Origin of the sequence: Amaricoccus sp. (assembly GCF_047602525.1) — a bacterium.
Classification (GTDB): domain Bacteria; phylum Pseudomonadota; class Alphaproteobacteria; order Rhodobacterales; family Rhodobacteraceae; genus Amaricoccus.
Genome location: NZ_JASGHB010000001.1, coordinates 2,573,438 through 2,593,065 on the forward strand (window position 1 = coordinate 2,573,438; position 19,628 = coordinate 2,593,065).

Annotated in this window: 20 protein-coding genes and 2 pseudogenes; 8 read left to right on the forward strand and 14 right to left on the reverse strand. The window is 69.8% G+C overall.

What is annotated here, in order from left to right:
- Positions 1-93: 93 nt before the first annotated feature.
- Positions 94-1,482 carry a cytochrome P450 gene (locus QM699_RS13210; protein ID WP_415011559.1) on the reverse strand — a complete coding sequence of 463 codons (1,389 nt, stop codon included), beginning with the start codon at positions 1,480-1,482 and terminating at the stop codon, positions 94-96.
- Positions 1,483-1,705: 223 nt separating this feature from the next.
- On the opposite strand from QM699_RS13210, the gene QM699_RS13215 reads away from it, so the two are divergent.
- Positions 1,706-2,113: a hypothetical protein gene (locus QM699_RS13215; RefSeq protein WP_415011560.1), complete on the forward strand. Its 408-nt coding sequence runs from the start codon at positions 1,706-1,708 to the stop codon at positions 2,111-2,113.
- Between the two features lie 335 nt (positions 2,114-2,448).
- Here QM699_RS13215 and QM699_RS13220 read toward each other — a convergent pair whose 3' ends face one another.
- The 5 genes and pseudogenes from QM699_RS13220 to puuE form a co-directional block, all read right to left on the reverse strand.
- Entirely contained in the window at positions 2,449-3,519 is a 1,071-nt protein-coding gene (locus QM699_RS13220) for an AI-2E family transporter (RefSeq protein ID WP_415011561.1), read from the reverse strand.
- A 203-nt stretch (positions 3,520-3,722) separates the two neighbouring features.
- Positions 3,723-5,367: pseudogene (gene groL, locus QM699_RS13225) on the reverse strand (chaperonin GroEL).
- A 162-nt stretch (positions 5,368-5,529) separates the two neighbouring features.
- Positions 5,530-5,715, reverse strand: a pseudogene (locus QM699_RS13230) (co-chaperone GroES); the annotation flags it as partial.
- 283 nt (positions 5,716-5,998) lie between these two features.
- On the reverse strand, positions 5,999-6,853 hold the full coding sequence (locus tag QM699_RS13235) for a bifunctional allantoicase/(S)-ureidoglycine aminohydrolase (protein ID WP_415011562.1): 855 nt from the start codon (positions 6,851-6,853) through the stop codon (positions 5,999-6,001).
- Positions 6,850-8,259, reverse strand: coding sequence for an allantoinase PuuE (puuE, locus tag QM699_RS13240; protein ID WP_415011563.1), 1,410 nt, complete (start codon positions 8,257-8,259; stop codon positions 6,850-6,852). Before puuE ends, QM699_RS13235 begins: the two co-directional genes overlap by 4 nt.
- Before the next feature lie 162 nt (positions 8,260-8,421).
- Between puuE and uraH the strand changes: the two genes are divergently transcribed.
- Positions 8,422-8,781, forward strand: a complete 360-nt coding sequence (uraH, locus tag QM699_RS13245) for a hydroxyisourate hydrolase (RefSeq protein WP_415011564.1) — start codon at positions 8,422-8,424, stop codon at positions 8,779-8,781.
- A gap of 232 nt (positions 8,782-9,013) precedes the next feature.
- On the opposite strand, the gene QM699_RS13250 is transcribed toward uraH, so the two are convergent.
- The 6 genes from QM699_RS13250 to QM699_RS13275 all read right to left on the reverse strand — a co-directional run bounded on the left by QM699_RS13250 (position 9,014) and on the right by QM699_RS13275 (position 15,010).
- Complete coding sequence (locus QM699_RS13250) at positions 9,014-9,823, reverse strand: amino acid ABC transporter ATP-binding protein (RefSeq protein WP_415011565.1); 810 nt, start codon at positions 9,821-9,823, stop codon at positions 9,014-9,016.
- Complete coding sequence (locus tag QM699_RS13255; protein WP_415011566.1) at positions 9,823-10,485, reverse strand: amino acid ABC transporter permease; 663 nt, start codon at positions 10,483-10,485, stop codon at positions 9,823-9,825. Before QM699_RS13255 ends, QM699_RS13250 begins: the two co-directional genes overlap by 1 nt.
- Entirely contained in the window at positions 10,482-11,126 is a 645-nt protein-coding gene (locus tag QM699_RS13260; protein ID WP_415011567.1) for an amino acid ABC transporter permease, read from the reverse strand. The genes QM699_RS13255 and QM699_RS13260 overlap by 4 nt, the downstream gene beginning before the upstream one ends.
- A 22-nt stretch (positions 11,127-11,148) precedes the next feature.
- On the reverse strand, positions 11,149-11,967 hold the full coding sequence (locus QM699_RS13265) for a transporter substrate-binding domain-containing protein (RefSeq protein ID WP_415011568.1): 819 nt from the start codon (positions 11,965-11,967) through the stop codon (positions 11,149-11,151).
- Between the two features lie 168 nt (positions 11,968-12,135).
- On the reverse strand, positions 12,136-13,524 hold the full coding sequence (locus tag QM699_RS13270) for an MFS transporter (RefSeq protein ID WP_415011569.1): 1,389 nt from the start codon (positions 13,522-13,524) through the stop codon (positions 12,136-12,138).
- A 166-nt stretch (positions 13,525-13,690) separates the two neighbouring features.
- Positions 13,691-15,010 (reverse strand): FliI/YscN family ATPase, encoded by a 1,320-nt coding sequence (locus QM699_RS13275; RefSeq protein ID WP_415011570.1) that lies wholly within the window; start codon positions 15,008-15,010, stop codon positions 13,691-13,693.
- 92 nt (positions 15,011-15,102) lie between these two features.
- Here QM699_RS13275 and QM699_RS13280 point away from each other — a divergent pair, with 92 nt between their 5' ends.
- The 4 genes from QM699_RS13280 to QM699_RS13295 are packed head-to-tail and all read left to right on the forward strand — an operon-like array spanning position 15,103 to position 16,526.
- Positions 15,103-15,498 carry a flagellar basal body protein gene (locus QM699_RS13280; RefSeq protein WP_415011571.1) on the forward strand — a complete coding sequence of 132 codons (396 nt, stop codon included), beginning with the start codon at positions 15,103-15,105 and terminating at the stop codon, positions 15,496-15,498.
- An 11-nt stretch (positions 15,499-15,509) separates the two neighbouring features.
- Positions 15,510-15,932, forward strand: coding sequence for a flagellar basal body rod protein FlgC (gene flgC / locus QM699_RS13285; protein ID WP_415011572.1), 423 nt, complete (start codon positions 15,510-15,512; stop codon positions 15,930-15,932).
- Between the two features lie 11 nt (positions 15,933-15,943).
- Positions 15,944-16,243 (forward strand): flagellar hook-basal body complex protein FliE, encoded by a 300-nt coding sequence (gene fliE / locus QM699_RS13290; protein ID WP_415011573.1) that lies wholly within the window; start codon positions 15,944-15,946, stop codon positions 16,241-16,243.
- Between the two features lie 16 nt (positions 16,244-16,259).
- A complete protein-coding gene (locus QM699_RS13295) occupies positions 16,260-16,526 on the forward strand; it encodes a flagellar biosynthetic protein FliQ (protein WP_415011574.1) in 267 nt (88 codons plus the stop codon).
- Between the two features lie 30 nt (positions 16,527-16,556).
- Here QM699_RS13295 and QM699_RS13300 read toward each other — a convergent pair whose 3' ends face one another.
- On the reverse strand, positions 16,557-16,784 hold the full coding sequence (locus QM699_RS13300; protein ID WP_415011575.1) for a cupin domain-containing protein: 228 nt from the start codon (positions 16,782-16,784) through the stop codon (positions 16,557-16,559).
- A 1-nt stretch (position 16,785) separates the two neighbouring features.
- Here QM699_RS13300 and QM699_RS13305 point away from each other — a divergent pair, with 1 nt between their 5' ends.
- Together QM699_RS13305 and QM699_RS13310 are read left to right on the forward strand one after the other, a co-directional pair.
- Positions 16,786-16,953, forward strand: a complete 168-nt coding sequence (locus tag QM699_RS13305; RefSeq protein WP_415011576.1) for a DUF3833 family protein — start codon at positions 16,786-16,788, stop codon at positions 16,951-16,953.
- A 32-nt stretch (positions 16,954-16,985) separates the two neighbouring features.
- Positions 16,986-17,948, forward strand: coding sequence for an alpha/beta fold hydrolase (locus tag QM699_RS13310; protein ID WP_415011577.1), 963 nt, complete (start codon positions 16,986-16,988; stop codon positions 17,946-17,948).
- 74 nt (positions 17,949-18,022) lie between these two features.
- Here the strand turns inward: QM699_RS13310 and QM699_RS13315 are convergent, their stop codons facing one another.
- The gene (locus QM699_RS13315; RefSeq protein WP_415011578.1) at positions 18,023-19,573 is read right to left on the reverse strand and encodes an amino acid permease; all 1,551 of its coding nucleotides are present in this window, start codon (positions 19,571-19,573) and stop codon (positions 18,023-18,025) included.
- Between the last annotated feature and the right edge of the window lie 55 nt (positions 19,574-19,628).

Sequence of the window (19,628 nt, forward strand, 5' to 3'; positions counted from 1 at the left end):
GTCGCCGACTCCGGGCTTTTTCTTGGCGAAAATACTCCCGCCGGAGGCTCCCGAAGCCGCCAACTCCCCCGACGGCTCGTCTCGCCCGCAGCGTCAGTCCGGCGTTCCGCGCACCGTGCCCGCCGGCCGGGCGAACAGCGTCACGCCCGGGTCCGGCCGCACCGTCATGTGCATGATCGGCCGCGGCGCGGAACCGGCCGGAACGAAGCGGAACCGGCCGAGCAGCGTGGCCAGGATGATCCCCGCCTGCATCATGGCGAAATTCGCGCCGACGCAGATCCGCGGGCCGGCGCCGAACGGCAGGTACTGATACCGATCGCGGGCGGCGACCGCCTCCGGGGCGAAATGCTCGGGGTCGAAGGCGTCGGGCTCCTGCCAGTACAGCCGGTGCCGGTGCAGCGCCTGGATGTTCAGGAACACCGTCTCGCCCGGGCGGATGTCGCGGTCCTCGATCCGGTCGGGGGCGAGCACGTTGCGCGCCAGGAACGCGACCGGCGGATAGAGCCGCATCGCCTCGTCGATCACCTGCCCCACATAGGGCATCCGCTCGAGATCGTCCGCCGTGGCGGCGCGGCCCCCGAGCGTGCCCTCCGCCTCGGCACGGGCACGGTCCTGCGCCTCCGGGTCGTTCGCCAGCAGGAACAGCGACCACGAGAGCGCGAGCGCGGTGGTCTCATGACCTGCGACGATGAAGAACTGCATGTTGTGCAGCAGGTCCTCGTCGGTCATCCGCCGGCCGGTCTCCGGGTCCTCGGCGCGGATCATGTAGTCGAGCAGGTCGTCGGGCACGTGCGGCCCGGCGCGGCGGCGCGCCTCGATGGCGCGCGCCACCATGCCGTGCATCGTGCGCACCGAACCGAGCGCCAGGATGTTGCCGGGCCGCGGGATCCACTGCGGCACCTCGAGGAAATCCAGCAGCGAGGCGCGGCCGGCCGTCAGGAAATAGCGGGTGATCGCCGCTGCGTAGACCTCCGGGTCGATGTGCTCGCGGCCGGAGAGCGCCACCTCGCAGATCACGTCGAAGGTCGCGGACAGCATCTCGCGCACCATCTCCACCGGCCCGGGGCCGGCGGCGGCCACCCGCTCGGCCGCGCGCGCTGCGGTGCGGGTCATCATCGGCGCCAGCGCGGCGACGTTGCGCGCGGCAAAGACCGGCGCGATCGCCCGGCGCTGCCAGCGCCAGCGCGTCCCCTCGGCGGTGAACAGGCTCGCCCCCACCGCCGGGCGCAGCATGCGGATCATCACCTCGGACTTCGGATAGTTCCCGACGTTGTCGAGGAAGATCCGGCGCATCCCCTCCGGCCCCTGCACCATGTGCCAGCGGGCGGGGCCGGTGGTGCCGGTGACGATCGGCTGGGTGTAGGAGATCGCCGGGATGATGTTGAGCACGTTCCGCCGCACCGCCCGGACGCTGGCGAGGACGCCGAGGGGGCGGCCGGGCGGAGTGACGGTCGGCGGGACGAAGAGGCGGCGCGACGGCATGGCCCGATCCTAGCCGCTCCCGCCCCCGCCGTCACGCCGCCACCGTCACCCCGCTACCGTCACGCCGCACCTTCATGGCACCCCGCGATGGCGTGCGGCGGCCCTCGACACGCGGCACCGGCCGCGGTTTCTCGCAGCGGATTGTCTCTCGCCCGGAGCGGCTCGTCGCCGAGCCACCCTCGCCCGCAGCCTGCCCTCGGGCCCGATCCCTCCGGAGCTGTCGATGGACCATCCCGTCCTCAATCCCGCCGCGCCGCACCACCTGCCATCCTTCGTCACCGCACCCGGCCAGTCCGACTGGCTGATGACGATGATGGCGGTGTTCCTGTTCGTCGCCGTGATCTCCGTCGGCCTCGTCTATCTCAAGCTGCACGCGCTGCCGGAGCACATGGCGCATCGCACCAACAAGGTGCAGCTGCAGTTCGTCGCCGTGCTCGGGCTGCTGCCGCAGGGCTCGTCCTGCGTCGCCACCGCCTGCACCTCGAACCACGACGCCCTGCAGGATCCGGCGATCGGCGGCTTCCACGCCTTCGTGCTGCACGCGATCGACGCCGGCCTCGTCCACGCCGCACTGCTCCGACTGCAGGCCCTGATCCTGCCGGTCAGAACGCTGGTGCTGTCGGGCCACTGAGGACGGTCCGGCGCGCCCAAGCGCCCGGTGGCTGCCTTGCCGCCCTGAACGGGAGGCTCTGGCCGGCCTTCGCCCTCCGCGGGGCGCGGCCTTAGGCTCCCGTTCGCATCGGGCGGACGGCAGGAGCCAACCCCCAGGGGGCGGACATCCTGCAACGCTCGCCTGCCCCTCCAGTCCCTCAGGGAGCCGCCCGGACGGCCACGGCCTCGTTCTCGCCGCCGCCTGCCACCATCGTCATGTGATGGGCGATACGCGCCGACACGCGTCCCGGCGGTCGCATTGCCTGCCCGCCGCCGGGGGCGGCGAGGTCGTCGGCAGCGAGATTGCCCCGGCTCTCACACGGCGGATGCCGTCGGGCTCGATGCGATCGTTCCGTCCTTCGACAATAGGATGGCGACGGCGCGCGTGGATTCGAACTCGTTGAAGACGATGACGAGGATCGCCATGATCGGCACCGACAGGATGGCGCCCGCAATGCCCCAGATCGACGCCCAGGCGACGAGGCTGACCAGGATGATGAACGGGCTGAGGTTGAGCGAATTGCCCATCAGCCACGGCTCGATGAAGTTGCCGAGCGCCACCTGCGGGATGCACATCACCAGCACGAACATCACCACGGGCCAGATCTCGCCGAACTGAACCAGCGCAAGCATCGTCGGCAACGCCACGCCGAGAATGCCGCCGAGATAGGGGATGTAGTTGAAGAGCCCGATCAGCAGCGCCCAGAACCCGGCCAGCTCGATGCCGTAGAGCCTGAGGATCACGTAGCTCGCGATGCCGAGGGTCAGGTTGATGAGCGTCTTCATCACCAGATAGGTGCCGATCCGGCTGTTCACGTCGCGGATCACCTGCTGGATCTGGCTGGTCTTCGCCGGCTCGTCCGAGAGCCGGGCGATCTTGTTGGCGAAGGCCTTCTGCTCCGACAGGATGAAGCCGGCATAGACCAGAATCACGGCAAAGGTGCCGACGATCGACGCCACCGACACCACCGAGGTCAGGATCACCCGGTGGAGGTTCAGCTGACCCACGATGTCGCGGCGCAGGCTCTGCCAGCTTGGCTCGTTGTCGAGTCCGGCCGCGACCGCCCCCCGCTGGATCAGCGCGAGGAACTGGTCCTGGTAGCGCGGCACCAGCGCCGACACCTGGCTGATGTTCTGCACGATCAGCCACACGATGAAGCCCATCGCCCCGAGGCTGAGGGCCACGGCCAGGGCATAGCGCAGCGCGGCCGGCACCATGCCGAACCCGGGCGCGCGGCCGATCAGCTCGGCAAGCCCGAGCACGACGTAGGCGACGACGACGCTCGCCACGACCGGCAGGATGATCGGCCGGCCGATCAGGAGGACCCATCCGACCATCAGTGTCAGTCCGAGCCCGTAGAAGAGCCGAGGCAGTCCGTCGCGCATCGTGGATCCTGTATGTCTGTTGCGACGCATGGAACCCGATCGCACCGGGAGCGTCCATCGCAATCGCTCTTCGCCCGCGCGTGTCTCCCGCCTGCGTGTCCTTCCCCGCATCAGTCCAGAGGGGTGGACCGGAGCAGGTCGGCGGAAAACGAGAACGGGGGGCGCGAGGCCCCCCGTTCCGCAATCGACCCTGACGGGTCAGATCACATCATGCCGTCCATGCCGCCCATGCCGCCCGGCATGCCGCCGGCGGCCTGGCCCTTCGGCTCCGGCTTGTCGGCGATCATCGCCTCGGTGGTGATGAGCAGGCCGGCGACCGAGGCCGCGTCCTGCAGCGCGGTGCGAACGACCTTGGCCGGGTCGATCACGCCGAACTTGTACATGTCGCCGTACTCTTCGGTCTGGGCGTTGAAGCCGAAGGCCGAGTCGTTCGAACTCGATGATCTTGCCGGCAACGACGGCGCCGTCGACGCCCGCGTTCTCGGCGATCTGCCGCAGCGGCGCCTGAAGCGCGCGACGGATGATCGCGATGCCCGCCGACTGGTCGGAGTTGTCGCCGCTCACACCGTCGAGCTTCTTCGAGGCGCGCACCAGCGCCACGCCGCCGCCGACGACCACGCCTTCCTGAACCGCGGCGCGGGTCGCGTTGAGCGCGTCATCGACGCGATCCTTGCGCTCCTTCACCTCGACCTCGGAGGCACCGCCGACGCGGATGACGGCAACGCCGCCCGCCAGCTTCGCCAGACGCTCCTGGAGCTTCTCCTTGTCGTAGTCCGAGGTGGTCTCCTCGATCTGCGCGCGGATCTGGGCGACGCGGGCCTCGATCTCGGCCTTCTCGCCGGCACCGTCGACGATGGTGGTCTCGTCCTTGGTGATGGAGATCTTGCGCGAGCGGCCGAGCATGTCGAGGCCGACATTCTCGAGCTTCATGCCGAGGTCTTCCGAGATCACCTGGCCGCCGGTCAGGATCGCGATGTCCTGCAGCATGGCCTTGCGGCGATCACCGAAGCCCGGCGCCTTGACGGCCGCGATCTTCAGGCCGCCACGGAGCTTGTTGACCACGAGGGTCGCGAGCGCCTCGCCGTCCACATCCTCGGCGATGATGAGCAGCGGCTTGGAGTTCTGGATCACCGCCTCGAGCAGCGGAACCATCGGCTGCAGCGACGACAGCTTCTTCTCGTGGAGCAGGATGTAGGCATCCTCGAGCTCCGCGATCATCTTGTCGGCGTTGGTGATGAAGTACGGCGAGAGATAGCCGCGGTCGAACTGCATGCCCTCGACGACCTCGGTCTCGGTCTCGAAGCCCTTGTTCTCCTCGACGGTGATGACACCCTCGTTGCCGACCTTCTGCATCGCGTCGGCGATCTGCCGGCCGATCTCGGTCTCGCCGTTGGCGGAGATGGTGCCGACCTGGGCGACTTCCTCGGAACCGGAGACGGTGCGGGCCTGCGCCTTGATGTCGGCGACGACGATCTCGACGGCCTTCTCGATGCCGCGCTTCAGATCCATCGGGTTCATGCCGGCGGCAACCGACTTCATGCCCTCGCGGACGATCGCCTGAGCGAGAACCGTCGCGGTGGTGGTGCCGTCGCCGGCCTCGTCGTTGGTGCGCGAAGCGACTTCGCGGACCATCTGCGCGCCCATGTTCTCGAACTTGTCCTCAAGCTCGATTTCCTTGGCGACGGTGACGCCGTCCTTGGTGATGCGCGGGGCACCGAACGACTTGTCGATGACGACGTTGCGGCCCTTCGGGCCGAGGGTCACCTTCACCGCGTCGGCGAGCAGGTCCACACCACGAAGCAGGCGGTTGCGGGCATCGGTATCAAACTTGAGCTGCTTAGCGCCCATGTTCAGATCTCCTAAAAATGGCTTGGAAGGGTTCAGGCGGCCTTGGCGGCCGCGTTGCCCGTGGTGATGATGCCGAGGATGTCGCTCTCCTTCATGATCAGGGAGATCCTCGCCGTCGATCTTCACCTCGGTGCCCGACCACTTGCCGAACAGGATGCGGTCGCCGGCCTTGACGGTCATCGCGATGAGCTCGCCCGAGTCCTTGCGGGCGCCCTCACCGACGGCGACGACCTGACCCTCGGAGGGCTTTTCCTTGGCGGTATCGGGGATGATGAGCCCGCCCTTGGTCTTCTCTTCGCCCTCGATGCGACGGACGACAACGCGGTCGTGCAGCGGCGTGAATTGCATGTGGATCGCTCCCTTGGTACGCGTTCCTGCGCGGGCGGCCGTTCTCGGAGACTTAGCACTCGCCGCCCCTGAGTGCTAACACGCCGTACGAGGTATGAAAGCGGCTCTGGCGAGTCAAGGGGCTCGTCCGGGCGACGGCGGCGAAAAATCGGCTCGCACGCCATCGTCAACCGGGTGCTCCGCGCGCCGCGCGAGGCACCCGCTGCATGGACCCCTGCGTCCCGGATGGGGGTCCGTTTCAGATTTTCTGCGCGTTGTCGGTGACTTCCGGCGCCCGGCTGCCCTAGCCCGTGAACGGGCGCAGCCGCGGGTGGCGGTTCACGTCCTTGTAGAGCAGATACCGGAACCGCCCCGGCCCGCCGGCATAACATCCCTGCGGGCAGAAGGCGCGCAGCCACATGAAATCGCCGGCCTCGACCTCCACCCAGTCGCGGTTCAGCTTGTAGACGCCCTTGCCCTCCAGCACGTAGAGGCCGTGCTCCATGACGTGGGTCTCGGTGAACGGAATCTCCGCCCCGGGCATCAGGTTCACGATGGTGACGTGCATGTCCATGCGCATGTCGTCGTGGTCGAAGAAGCGCGTGGTGGTCCAGCGGCCGTCGGTGTCGGGCATCGGCGCGTTCTTCACGTTCCGCTCGTTGCCGACGATCGGGTCCGGCAGGCCCAGGCCCTCGACCGGCTCGTATGCCTTGCGGATCCACTGGAAGCGCGCCGGCTCGGTGCTGCGCGCCCACGCGCTCCAGACGGTGCCGGGCGGGACAAAGGCGTAGCCGCCGGGCGCCAGCACGTGCTCCGTTCCGGCGATCGTCAACGTCAGCTCACCCTGCAGCAGGAAGAGGCAGCCCTCCGCCCCCGGGTCCGGCTCCGGACGGTCGCTGCCGCCGCCGGGCTGCACCTCCATGATGTATTGCGAGAACGTCTCGGCAAAGCCCGAGAGCGGCCGGGCGATGATCCAGGCGCGGGTCTTCTCCCAGAACGGCAGGGCGCTGGTCACGATGTCGGTCATCACCCCGCGCGGGATGAAGGCGTAGGACTCGGTGAAGACCGCGCGGCCGGAGAGAAGCTCGTGCTGACCGGGCAGGCCGCCATAGGGCGCCCAGTAGCGCGGCAGGGCCTTGGTGGGGGAGTCGTCCTTCATGGCAGCATCTCCTTCAGCCGGAGGGTGGCGATCCGCTCCACCTGGGCACAGGCGGCTGCAAACTCCGTGGGGCGGTCGTTGGCGATCCGCGCCTCGAAGGCGGCAAGGATCGCCGCCTTGTCGAGGCCGCGGACGGCGATGATGAACGGGAAGCCGAACTTGGCGGTGTATGCGTCGTTCAGCTCGGTGAAGCGTGCCTTTTCGGCGTCGGTCAGGGAGTCGAGGCCCGCGCCCGCCTGCTCGGCGGTCGATTCCGCCGTCAGCCGCTTTGCCGCCGCGAGCTTGCCCGCGAGGTCCGGGTGCGCGGTCAGCACGCCGAGACGCTCGTCCTCGGAGGACGAGCGGAAGACGCGGGCGAGCGCATTCGCGAGCCCGACCGCGGTGTCGTGCGCCGGGCCGAGTTCGAGGGCGTGGGCCCGTTCGGCGATCCAGGGGGAATGCTCGTAGACCCCGCCGAACCGCGAGACGAAGGCGCCGCGGTCCAGGGTGGTGGGGCGCGGCGCAATCGCCGGGGCGGGGAAGCGGCTGCTCCAGTGCCGGGCGATCTCGCCCCGGGTGGCGATCCAGACGCCATCGCGGGCGCCGATGTAGTCGAGGAAGTCGATCAGGCCCTTGATCCGGCCGGGGCGTCCGACGAGGCGGCAGTGCAGGCCGACGGTCATCATCTTCGGGCTGCCCGCCTCGCCCTCGGCGTGGAGCGCGTCGAAGGTGTCGCGGAGGTAGGTGAAGAAGTCCTCGGAGGTGGTGAGCGTACCCGCCGAGAACCGCATGTCGTTGGTCTCGAGGGTGTAGGGGAGGATGAGCTGCTGCCGGCCCTCGCACTCCAGCCAGTACGGCAAGTCGTCGTCGTAGGTGTCGGCCACCCAGTCGAAGCCCTGCTCGCAGGCGAGCGGCACGGTGTGGATCGAGGTGCGGCCGGTGTACCAGCCCCGCGGCGCCTCGCCCGTCACCTCGGTGTGGAGGCGGATCGCCTCGATCATGTCGGCCTTCTCGGCCTCGCGCGTGTGGTTGCGGTAGTCGATCCAGCGCAGGCCGTGGGAGGCGATCTCCCAGCCGGCGGCCTGCATCGCGGCGACCTGGGCGGGGGAGCGGGCGAGCGCCGAGGCGACGCCGTAGACGGTGATCGGCAGGTCACGCTTCACGAACAGGTCGTGGAGCCGCCAGAAGCCGGCGCGGGCGCCGTATTCGTAGATCGACTCCATGTTCCAGTGCCGCATGCCCTGCCACGGCTGGGCACCCGGCACCTCCGAGAGGAACGCCTCCGAGGCCGCGTCACCGTGCAGGATGTTGTTCTCGCCGCCTTCCTCGTAGTTCAGGACCAGGCTGACCGCGACCTTCGCGCCGCCCGGCCAGTCGGCGGCGGGCGGGTGTCCGCCGTAGCCCTGCATGTTCCGCGGATAGCGCATTCCTTCCCCTCCTGGCGGCACGTCTCCCGAGGGATATAGTCGAGGCGGGCCCGGCGGGCTTTCAAATTCGCAAGGAAGGTGCTTTCGGGCCTGCGGGCTGGATCCGGGCGGCCGGCGCGGGGATAGTTCCGGGCGAAGCAGGCGCCCCGCGGAGGATCCAGGATGGCCGATGGATATGTGACGACCCACGTGCTCGACGCCGGCCGCGGCTGTCCGGCGGCCGGGATGCGGATCGACCTCTACCGGATCGACGGCGAGGCGCGGAGCCTCCTCCGCTCGGTGACGACGAACGCGGACGGCCGGACGGATTCGCCGGTGATCCCCAAGGGCGAGGTCGGAGTCGGGGTGTTCGAGCTGGTGTTCCACGCCGGGGACTATCTCGACGCGGCCGGGGCGCCGGGGGAGAGCCCGCGGTTCCTCGACCTGATCCCGATCCGCTTCGGCGTCGCGGACGTGGCGGCACACTATCACGTGCCGCTGCTGCTGGCGGGGTACAGCTATTCGACGTACCGGGGCAGCTGAGGCCCGGGCCGCGCGGAGGGAGCGCCGGCCTCGGGGGGCATGAAGCCCCCGCTCGGCCGGCGCTTGTCGGTCGGCCGCCGTTGCGGCCTCCCCTCAACTCCACGAGGCGCTTTCGCGCCTCGTGGAGTTGAGGGGTCTCCCCGCTGTTGCGGGGCCCCTTGCGTCCTGCCCGATAGGGTTTCTGCCTGTATGAACACCAGGGGGCGCACCGGCGGAAAGGACGGCGCGACCTTCAGAGCAGGGTGGCGGCGCCGCGGTCGAGGTAGGTCTCGAGGAAGCGGTCGATCCGCGGGTTGCGCGGTTTGCCGAAGACCTCGCCCGGCTTGCCCTCGACGAGAATCCGGCCGTGGTCGAGGAAGACGATCTTCGAGGCGACCGACGCGGCAAAGCCGATCTCGTGGGTGACGACCAGCATGGTGATGCCGGTGCCCGCGAGGTCGCGCATCACGTTCAGCACCTCGCCGGTCAGCTCCGGGTCGAGCGAGGCGGTCGGCTCGTCGAAGAGCAGGATGCGCGGCTCGAGCGCCAGGGCGCGCGCGATCGCCACCCGCTGCTGCTGGCCACCGGAAAGCTGGCTCGGGTAGTGCTGCGCCCTGTGGGCGAGGCCGACGCGCTCGAGCTGGGCCATGGCCTTCGCCTCGGCCTCGCGGCGCGGCAGGCGCTGGACGTGGGTCAGCGCCTCGGAGACGTTGCCGAGCGCCGTCATGTGCGGCCAGAGGTTGAACTGCTGGAAGACCATGCCGATCTTCCGGCGCACCGCGCGGATCTGCGCGGCGGGCAGGCGCACGCGGCCCGAGGGGCCGGGGCCGAAGCCGAGCGGCTCGCCGTCGATCTCGATCAGCCCGTCGGTCGCCTCCTCGAGGAAGGCGGTGCAGCGCAGCACGGTGCTCTTGCCGGAGCCGGAAGGTCCGATCAGGCAGGTGACTTCGCCCCGCGCTGCCTCGAAGGACAGGCCGTCGAGGACGCGCGTCTCGCCGAAGTCCTTGACGAGGCCCTTGATCGCGACGGCGGGGGTGATGGACGCGGCTGGAAGAGACGACATCAGGCGAACCGATATTTCGCCAGCCGCCGCTCGGCCAGCCGGCCAAGGGCGCCGCAGGTCTCGACCAGCGCCCAGTAGATCAGCGCCAGCACGGTGAAGCTCTCGACGAAGGCATAGTTCTGCGTGCCGAGCGCGCTCACCGTCAGCGTCAGCTCCGGCACCGAGATGATCGACAGGATGGCGGTCTCCTTCAGCATGAGGATCGTCATGTTGACCATCGCCGGCAGCACCAGCGTGGTCATCTCCGGCAGGATGATGCGGGTCATCGTCTGCACCGACGACATCCCGACGCAATCGGCGGCCTCGAGGTGGCCCTTCGGGATCGCCGCGAAGCCGCCGCGCCACAGCTCGGAATAGTAGGCGGCGGCGTAGATCGACAGGGCGAGCACGCCGGCCGGCAGGTTGTCGAGGCTGAGGCCGATGAACGGCCCGCCGTAGTAGAGCAGGAACACCTGCACGAGGAACGGCGTGCCGCGGATCACCTCGACCGGCACGAACAGCACCGCATTCACCAGCCGGCCGCCATAGGCCCGCGCCACGGCGATCCCGAAGCCGAGCGCAAGGCCAAGCGCGGCGCAGACCACCCAGACCAGCAGCGTGACGCCGACGCCGCGCAGGATGTCGGGCGCCGAGGCGGCGATGAGGCCGAAGTCGAAGCTCACGTCCGCCCCCAGGAGAATCGCGCCTCGAGCCCGCGGCCGGCCAGTGCCACCACGACGTTGATGCAGAGATAGATGACGCCCGCCGCGGCGTAGAGCTGGAGCGGGCGATAGGTCGAGGCGGCGAGATCCTGCGCCATGCGGGTCAGCTCGACGACCCCGACCACCGAGACGAGGGACGACGACTTCAGCATCATGATCCACTCGTTGATGAGCCCGGGCAGCGTCAGCTTGAAGGCGATCGGCAGCCGGATGCGCCGGAACGTCGCCGCCCGCGACATGCCGACCATGTCGGCCGCCTCGACGAGGCCCTGCGGCACCGCCGCGAAGCCGCCGCGCATGATCTCGGCCTGATAGGCGGCGGTGCAGAGCGACATGCCGGCGATCGCCGCCACCTCCGACGGCACGTCGAGGCCGATGGAGGGCAGGAGGTAGTAGATGAGCAGCAACTGCACGAGCAGCGGCGTGCCGCGGAAGAAGCTGACGAACAGCCGTCCCGCGCCGCGGACGGCGCGGTTCTGGCTCATGTTCGCGGCACAGACGCCGGTGGCGAGCAGAAAGCCGAAGATGCCGATCGAGACGACGCTGAGGATGACCGTCAGCCGCGCCGCCTCGAGCAGCAGCAGGAACAGCTTCCAGCTCATGGCTGCCGACCCGCCAGCCGGGTCAGAATGCCGCGTCGGTCAGCGGCGCGTCCGGCGTGTCGAAGGTGACGCCGAACCATTTCTTCTGGAACTCCGCCAGCTTGCCGTCCTTCTTCATGTCGAGGATCGCCGCGTCGATGGCGTCCATCAGGCTCGCGTACTCGGGGTCCTTGCGGCCCGGGAAGCCGAAGTAGGTCTTGGCGCCGAACGGCGGCTCGACGATGGCGAAGGTGTCCGGGCGCTGCTGCGCCACGTAGGCGATGTTCGGGAACGAGTTCGCCACCGCGACGATCCGGCCCGCCGCGAGATCGGCATACGCCTCGTTGAAGCTGACGTATTCCTTGGCGTCCACCGGCTCGGGCAGGGTCTTGGCGAACTCCTGCAGCTGGGCGAGCTGGGCGGTCGCCTTGCCGGAGCCCACGGCCTTGCCGGCGATGTCGGCCGGCTTCGTGATCGTGTCGTCGCCCGCCTTCTTCAGCAGCGCGACCGTCGCCTCGGCGACCGGCACCGACCAGCGATAGCGTTCCATGCGCGCCTTGGTGATGGTGGCCGGGCCGGCGACCACGTCGAACTTGCCGCTTTCGAGCCCCGGCAGCACGCCGTCCCACGGCAGCGTCACCCATTCGATCTTGACGCCCAGCGCCGCGCCGATCGCGTCGAACACGTCGATGTTCATGCCGACGTGCTCGCCCGCGTCGATGAAGTCGAACGGCGCAAACGCCGTCTCGGTGCCGACCTTCAGCACGCCGGCCGCCTTGACGCGCTCCAGCGCGTCCTCGGCGTGCGCCACCGCGCCGAGCGCGAGCGCGAGAACGCCCGCCGCGATTGCCTTCAGAAACATGCCGCCACCCCCTGCTGCTGCAAGTCATCGCCGCTTCGGGCGATCCCGCCGGGCATATGACACGAAAACCGGCAGGAAAGGCCAGCTTTGTGAGCGCACCGCTGCGCGCGGCGCGAATTGCCCAGCAATCCGGCAGAAGCAGCGGCGACGGCCTGCGCCGGAGGCAGGTCAGGCGCGCGACGGCAGGGGCCGGTGTCCCGAGACCGCCGCCCCCGCGTCGGCCGGGAGCCGCAGGAAGACCACCGCCGCGAGCGAGGTGATGACGCCGACGACGAGGAAGGCCGCGTGGAAATCCTCGAGCCGCAGCGGCCCGCCGTGCAGCCGTGCGGCAAAGTCGAGCACGCCGCCGGCGAGTGCCACGCCCGTGGCGAGGGAGATCTGCTGGAACACCGCGTTGATCGCCGTCGCCTGGCCGCTGTCGCGTTCGTCGATCTCGGCGAAGACCAGGGCGTTGACGCCGGTGAACGAGATGGAGCGCAGGATGCCGCCGGCGAGAAGACACGCCATGATGAGGCTCTTCGGCGTGTCGGGGAAGAACAGCGCGTTGACCGCGATCAGCGCGGCCGAGCCGACGGCACAGAGCGCGAAGACGTTGCGGAAGCCGAACGCGCGATAGATGCGCTGGACGCCGAACTTCGACGACAGCGCGCCCACCGCCGCGATGAAGGTGATGAGGCCGGACTGGAACGGCGTCAGCCCGAAGCCGAGCTGCAGCATCAGCGGCAGCAGGAAGGGAATCGCGCCGATGCCGATGCGGAACAGCGAGCCGCCGACGATCGCGGTGCGGAACAGGCGATGGCGCATCATCCTCGGGTCGAGCAGCGGATGCGCGGTGCGGCGGGCATGCCGGAGATAGGCACAGCCGGCGAGGATGCCGAAGGCGACGGCGGCGTACCCCCAGGCGATTGGCAGCGCCGGCAGGCTCATCACCGACATGCCGAAGACGAAACCGCTGAACGCCACCGCCGAGAGCAGGAAGCCCACGAGGTCGATCGGCCGCGGCGCGTAGGTTTCGCCGGCCGGCAGGTACTTGGTGACGAGCGCGATGCCGAGAAGGCCGATCGGCACGTTGATGAGGAAGATCCAGTGCCACGTCGCGTAGGTGGTGATGAAGCCGCCGAGTGGCGGCCCGAGGATCGGCCCGATCAGCGCCGGGATGGTGAGCCAGGCCATCGCGCCGACCAGCTCGCTGCGCGGCGTGCCGCGCACCAGCAGCAGGCGGCTGACCGGCGTCATCATCGAGCCGCCGACGCCTTGCAGGAAGCGCGCCAGCACGAAAGCGTGCACCGACCCGGCGAAGGCGCAGGCGATCGAGCCGGCGATGAAGACGGCGATCGCGACGCGGAAGACGTTCTTCGCGCCGAAGCGGTCGGACATCCATCCGGAGATCGGGATGAAGATCGCGAGCGCCACGAGGTAGGAGGTGACGGCGAGCTTCAGCGCCACCGGCGTGGTGCCGAGGTCCGCCGCGATCGCCGGCAGCGAGGTGGCGATGACCGTCGAATCCATCTGCTCCATGAAAAGCGCGACGGCAAGGATGACAGGGACGAGCGGCATGGGAGTGGGCTTAGCGCCCGGGCCGCCGGTGGCAACACACGGGCACGACACAATTCCGAGCCGGCCGGCACCGGGCGACCGACGCGCGCGCCCGAGGGATCGCAGCCGCGGCAAGGCCGGGCACTTCCCCGGCCGCGCCGACGTGGGGACCCTCGCGGCCGTCGCGTCAGCCGAGGATCGCGCCCAGCCGCTCGAAGCTCGCCGCCACGCCGTCCGGCGCGGTCTCGGTGAAGAAGGCGTCGAGCTTCGGCCAGATGCGGATCGCCTCGTCGATGGCCGGATCGCTGCCCGGGGCATAGAGGCCGGTCTGGATCATCAGGGCGGCGTTCTCGTAGGCGGTCAGCACGCGGCGGGTGCGCGCAATGAGCGCGTTCTCCGCCTCGCTGGCGATGCCGGGCAGGCTGCGCGAGACCGAGCGGCGCACGTCGACGGCCGGGAAGCGGCCGCGCTCGGCGATGGCGCGGTCGAGCACGATATGGCCGTCGAGTACGCCGCGGGTGATGTCGGCGATCGGCTCGTCCATGTCGGAGGCGGCGACGAGCACCGAGAAGATCGCGGTGATGTCGCCCTTGCTGAAGGCACCGGGCCCTGCCCGCTCGCAGAGGGCGGCGATCAGGTTCACCACCGACGGCGGGAAGCCGCGCAGCGTCGCCGCCTCGCCGGCGGTGAGCGCGATCTCGCGGTGCGCCTCGGCAAAGCGGGTGAGCGAATCGATCAGCAGCAGCACGTGGCGCCCCTGGTCGCGGAACACCTCGGCCGTCGCCATCGCCATCCACGCGGCGCGGCGCTTGATGAGCGGCGCCTGGTCCGAGGTGGCGGCGACGACGACGGCGCGCGCCATTCCGGCGGGGCCGAGCACGTTGTCGACGAAATCGCGCAGCTCGCGGCCCCGCTCGCCGATCAGCGCGAAGACCACGATGTCGGCCTCGATGCCACGGGCGAGGTCGCCGAGCAGCGTCGACTTGCCGACGCCCGACCCGGCGAAGACACCGATTCGCTGGCCGCGCGCGAGCGGCAGCACGGTGTCGAAGACGGTAAGTCCGGTAGCGAGCCGGGCGCCGAGGCCCTTGCGGGTGGCGGGCGCCGGCGGGCTGCGCCGCAGGGTCGCACTGGCGGCGCCGGGGTTGATCGGGCGGCCGTCGAGCGGCTGGCCGAAGGCGTCGACGATGCGCCCGACCCAGGTCTCGGCCGGGTGGACGCCGGCGGCGCCGAGCAGCGTCGCGGCGTTGCCGACCGCGGCACCGTCGAGCGGGCCGTAGGTCATCGCGCGCACGATCTGCTCCGAGACGCCGACCACCTCGCCACCGATCTCGCCGGGCGCGGCGCCGCTGCCGACGCCGATCGCCACCTGGTCGCCGATGCGGGCGTGGTTCGAGAGGCCGGCGATCTCGAGCGCCGCGGTGCCGACGGCCGTGACCCGGCCGACGCGTCGCTGGTTCGGGATGCGCGCAAGCTCGGCGGTGAGCGCGGAGAAGTCGGTCAGCACCGGCGAGGCCCTCGAAGCTGGTAAACGATTACACTTTCTCAACCATCGACCGTTAAGCCCGCGTTGACGCTGATCCCTTGGAACCCGCCCCCATGGACCTCAACATCCTGAGCCTCGCGAGTGCGCTCGCCCGACACGCCTCGGCCCGCCAGCAGGTGATTTCCGAGAACGTGGCCAACGCCGACACCCCCGGCTACCGCGCGCGCGACATCAGGTCCTTCGGCGAGCTCGTCGACCCCGTCGTGTCCGGCTCCCCTGCCTTCGAGGCGAAGCGCACGCGCCCCGAGCATGTGGCCTTCGGCTCGTCCATCGACGGCTTCGAGCCGGAGATGTCCGCCGCCTTCGGTGCCGAGACGCCGAACGGCAATTCGGTGTCGCTCGAAGATCAGATGATGCGCGGCGCCGAGGTGCAGCAGGAGCACGGGCTCGCCATCGGCGTGTACCAGAAATCGCTGACGATCCTGCGCTCCGTCGTCGCCAGCCGCTGAGGGAGACCGCGATGAACGAGATGATGAAGACGATGGCCGCCTCGGCGAGCGGCATGGCGGCCCAGGCCGCGCGGATCCGCCTCGGGTCGGAGAACATCGCCAACGTCGATACGCCGGGCTACCACCGCAAGACCGTGAGCTTCGAGGAAGCGTTCGGCGAGGGGTTCGGCCACGGGATCGGCGACGCGTTCGGTGACGATCCGCGCGCGGTGACGACCGGCCCGGTGCAGCTCGACCGCAACGAGCTGGACCGCACGTACGACCCGACCAGCCCGCTGGCTGGCAAGGACGGCTATGTCGAGGGGTCGAACGTCGACCTGCTCGTCGAGATCGCCGACGCCCGCGAGGCGAACCGCTCCTATGAGGCGAACCTGAAGATGTTCGACCAGGCGCGGCAGATGGCCAGCTCGCTTCTCGATCTCATCCGGCGCTGAGGAGACAGCCCATGGACGTCAAGGCAACCCTGGCCTCCCAGGTCTATTCCCAGACCCAGGCGGTGGCGAAGCCCGTGCCGCAGGACGCGGGCGGCAGGACCGTCGGCGAGGCCTTCGAGGCCGGGGCGAGCGACTTTCTCGCGACGCTGCGCGAGGGCGAGGAGACGGTGAAGTCCGGCCTCGCCGGCCGGGCCGATCCGCAGGCGGTCGTCGAGGCGCTGGCCGCGACGGAGCTGGCGGTGCAGACCGCCGTCGCGGTGCGCGACAAGGTGGTCGAGGCGTACCAGGAAATCCTGCGCATGCCGGTCTGAGGGCGGAGGCGTCGACATGGACGAGGCCGCGGTCCTCGACATCCTGCGCGCGGCGCTCTGGACCGCGCTCACCGTCTCGACGCCGATCCTCGCCGTCGCGCTGGTGGTTGGCCTCGGCATCGGCCTGCTGCAGGCGCTGACCTCGGTGCAGGAAACGACGCTGACCTTCGTGCCGAAGCTCGCGGCCATCCTGGCGGTGTTCTGGCTGACGATGGGCTTTTCCGGGCACACGCTGGTGCGGTTCTATCAGGACCAGATCATCCCGAAGATCGTCGTCGACTGACCGGACGCGGCCTGCCGCTCCGGTCGCACGTCATATCCTGAACAGCGGCTGGAGCAGGCGCGGGACCAGCGCGCGGAGGCGCAGTGGCGCGTCGGTGGCCGCGACGCAGAGGCAGGGCCCGTCGTCCGTTGCGCGCGGAACGTGCCCGAGGCTTTCGTCGGCGACCTCGAGATCGCCCGCCCGGAACAGCCCCGTCTCGTCGGAAAAGGCACCGCCCAGCACCAGCGTCAGTTCGAGCCCGCGGTGGCCGTGCTCCACCGTGGTGCTGCGCTATCGCCTGCGCCTGCCGGAGACGTCGCATGAGGTCGACGTGACCGGCTGGCTCTATCTCGGGCCGGACGGCGTCATCGCGAACCGCGCCCAGTTCCGCCGCTTCGGCATCCGGCTGGGGGAGATCGTCGGGACAATTCGCCCGATTGACGAATGATGCGACGGGCGCCGAGACTGCCGGGCGATGACATGGCCAACCCCTCCCGCCGCAGCTTTCCCGCCACTGGCCTCGCGACCGGCCTCGCTGTCGGCGCGGCCTCCGGGCTCGCTGCATGCCAGCCGGTGCAGACCGTGAAGGCGGCGTCCGACGCCGGCGGGACGACGGTCGAGGTCGAGGGGGTGCCGATCCACCTCGCCCGCTCCGGGCAGGGCCGCCCGCTCGTGCTGATCCACGGCGCCAGCGGCAACCTGAACGACATGACCTTCCGCCTCGGCCCTGCACTCGCCGACCGCTTCGAGGTGATCGCCGTCGACCGGCCGGGCCACGGCCGCAGCGGCATCCCCGCCGGCGGCGACGTCCCGATCACCACGCAGGCGCGGCTGATCCGCGGCGCGCTGGCCCGCATCGGCATCGACCGCGCGCTGGTCGTCGGGCACAGCTACGGCGGATCGGTCGCCCTCGCGTGGGCCGTCGACGCGCCCGGCAGCGTGTCGGCACTGGTGCTGCTCGGCGCGCCGTCGCAGGTCTGGGAGGGCGGCCTCGGCCTGACCAACGACCTGCTGGCCAGCGCGGTCATCGGTCCTGCCCTTGCCAGCGCGCTGCCGCATCTCGTGACCGAGGGCTTTGCGACACGGACGCTCGCGACCGTCTTCGCGCCGCAGCCCGCGCCGCCGGGCTATCTGGCGCATCTCGACCTCGGCCTCGTGCTCCAGCCCGCCAGCCTGCGCGAGAACGCCCGGCAGCTCGTCGGGCTGAAGGAGGAGATCCGCCCGCTGGTGCCGGCCTATCCGCGGCTCGCGATGCCGATCGAGCTGGTGCATGGCGACGCGGACCGGACGGTCGGGCTCGACATCCACTCGCGGCCGTTCGCCCGGCAGGTGCCGCAGGCCGAACTCGTGGTGCTTCCGGGTGTCGGCCACATGCTGCATCAGGTCGCCACCGCCGAGGTCGCCGCGCGCATCCGCGCCACCGCCCGCCGGACGGCGGGCTGACGACGCCACGCCCGCCGCTCGGCGGGGCAGGGCCGCGCGGGTGGGCCGACGGCCCTGCCCCGCGCGGCCGGCCGTCACTTGGTCTCGCCGACGGCCTGTTCCGCGGCATGGATCAGGCTCTGCCGCTTGGTGATGATGTCGCCGATCGGCGGGCCCTGGAAGCGGTGCTTCTCGAAGGCGAACCACACGATCGCCGTCAGGATGAAGAAGCCGACGGTGATGTAGAGCGCCCACTGGTTCGGCGGCTGGATGCCGATCACGAAGATCAGCACCATCGACAGGATCGACAGCACCGCGAACAGCGTGAACACCCCGCGCCCGAGGTCCCACGGCCCCATCTTCTCCCACTTCGGCGTGCCCCAGGCCAGAAGGCCGAGGGTGATCGGCAGGGTGAAGGAGATGAAGAGGAAGATGACCGTGCACGACACGACGATCGTGTACGCCGACGTGCCCGCGACCGACACCAGCGACGAGCCCCAGACGAACAGCACCGACAGGACCGCGGCGGTCCAGATTGCCGCGACGGGCGTGCGATAGGTCGGGCTGACGCGGGACAGGGACTTCGACCCGGGCAGGCCGCCGTCGCGGGCGAAGGCAAAGATCATCCGGCTGGCCGAGGTGACGGTCGCGAGACCGCAGAGCAGCTGCGCCAGGAACACGACGAGGTAGACGAACCACTTGACCGCGCCGTTCACCCGGGCGTCGAAGGCCCAGAAGAACACGTTCCAGCCCTGCGCCGCGGCCTGGTCCATGTCGGGGATCATCAGCACGAACGAGGCGAGGAACAGGTAGCCGAAGAGCGCCGACCAGATCACCGACATCACCATGGCGCGCGGCACCGAACGGGCGGCGTTGAGCGTCTCCTCCGACGTGTGGGCCGAGGCGTCATAGCCGGTGATGGTGTAGATCGGCAGCAGCAGGCCGAGGGCGAAGACCCAGCCGTTCGAGACCGCCGGCCAGACGTTGCCGCCCGCGTCGCCGGAGTAGTTCTTGAAGGTGACGAGCCGGCTGAAATCCCAGCTGTCGGCGGCGGCCAGGCAGACGATGGCGATCAGGATCGAGCCGGCAAAGATCAGCCAGCCGGAGAAATCGGTCAGCCGGGCGGTCAGCTTGATGCCCATGTGGTTGATGAGCGCCTGCCCCCCGGTGATGACGGCGAGGAAGATCATCTGCGTGGTCATCGTGTTCTCGATGCCCAGCGCCGCGCCGAAGGTGCCCATGAAGAAGGTCCAGGTGCCGACGTTGATCGCGCCGAGCACGGTGACGAGGCCGAGGAGGTTCAGCCAGGCCGTGACCCAGCCGGTGCCGCGGTTGCCGAGGATCGAGCCCCAGTGATAGAGGCCGCCCGCCGTCGGGTAGGCCGAGCTGATCTGGCTCATGGCGACGGCGAAGACCAGGCTGACGAAGCAGCCGACCAGCCAGCCGATGCCGATGCCGACGCCCCCTGCCCCGGACGTCGCCTGCGCCAGCGAGTTGATGCCGCCGGACAGGATGCAGATGATGGAGAAGGAGATGGCGAAGTTCGAGAAGCGGCTGAGGTTGCGCTGCAGCTCCTGGGCATAGCCCATGCCGTGCAGAACCTTCATGTCCTCGTTGCGGTCGTGGTCTGAGTACCTGTCGCTCATCTTGCCCCTCTGTCCCGCTTCAGGCAGCGTTTTCCGACCCATCCTCGACTCGACG

What these genes read in the sequence shown, in the direction of transcription:
- QM699_RS13270 (WP_415011569.1), bottom strand. Translation starts at nt 13,524, where the DNA reads ATGCCGCTCGTCCCTGTCATCCTTGCCGTCGCGCTTTTCATGGAGCAG.
- QM699_RS13260 (WP_415011567.1), bottom strand. Translation starts at nt 11,126, where the DNA reads ATGAGCTGGAAGCTGTTCCTGCTGCTGCTCGAGGCGGCGCGGCTGACG.
- QM699_RS13265 (WP_415011568.1), bottom strand. Translation starts at nt 11,967, where the DNA reads ATGTTTCTGAAGGCAATCGCGGCGGGCGTTCTCGCGCTCGCGCTCGGC.
- QM699_RS13235 (WP_415011562.1), bottom strand. Translation starts at nt 6,853, where the DNA reads ATGAAGGACGACTCCCCCACCAAGGCCCTGCCGCGCTACTGGGCGCCC.
- QM699_RS13215 (WP_415011560.1), top strand. Translation starts at nt 1,706, where the DNA reads ATGGACCATCCCGTCCTCAATCCCGCCGCGCCGCACCACCTGCCATCC.
- puuE (WP_415011563.1), bottom strand. Translation starts at nt 8,259, where the DNA reads ATGCGCTATCCGCGGAACATGCAGGGCTACGGCGGACACCCGCCCGCC.
- QM699_RS13280 (WP_415011571.1), top strand. Translation starts at nt 15,103, where the DNA reads ATGGACCTCAACATCCTGAGCCTCGCGAGTGCGCTCGCCCGACACGCC.
- QM699_RS13220 (WP_415011561.1), bottom strand. Translation starts at nt 3,519, where the DNA reads ATGCGCGACGGACTGCCTCGGCTCTTCTACGGGCTCGGACTGACACTG.
- fliE (WP_415011573.1), top strand. Translation starts at nt 15,944, where the DNA reads ATGGACGTCAAGGCAACCCTGGCCTCCCAGGTCTATTCCCAGACCCAG.
- QM699_RS13310 (WP_415011577.1), top strand. Translation starts at nt 16,986, where the DNA reads ATGGCCAACCCCTCCCGCCGCAGCTTTCCCGCCACTGGCCTCGCGACC.
- QM699_RS13250 (WP_415011565.1), bottom strand. Translation starts at nt 9,823, where the DNA reads ATGTCGTCTCTTCCAGCCGCGTCCATCACCCCCGCCGTCGCGATCAAG.
- QM699_RS13295 (WP_415011574.1), top strand. Translation starts at nt 16,260, where the DNA reads ATGGACGAGGCCGCGGTCCTCGACATCCTGCGCGCGGCGCTCTGGACC.
- QM699_RS13210 (WP_415011559.1), bottom strand. Translation starts at nt 1,482, where the DNA reads ATGCCGTCGCGCCGCCTCTTCGTCCCGCCGACCGTCACTCCGCCCGGC.
- QM699_RS13315 (WP_415011578.1), bottom strand. Translation starts at nt 19,573, where the DNA reads ATGAGCGACAGGTACTCAGACCACGACCGCAACGAGGACATGAAGGTT.
- uraH (WP_415011564.1), top strand. Translation starts at nt 8,422, where the DNA reads ATGGCCGATGGATATGTGACGACCCACGTGCTCGACGCCGGCCGCGGC.
- flgC (WP_415011572.1), top strand. Translation starts at nt 15,510, where the DNA reads ATGAACGAGATGATGAAGACGATGGCCGCCTCGGCGAGCGGCATGGCG.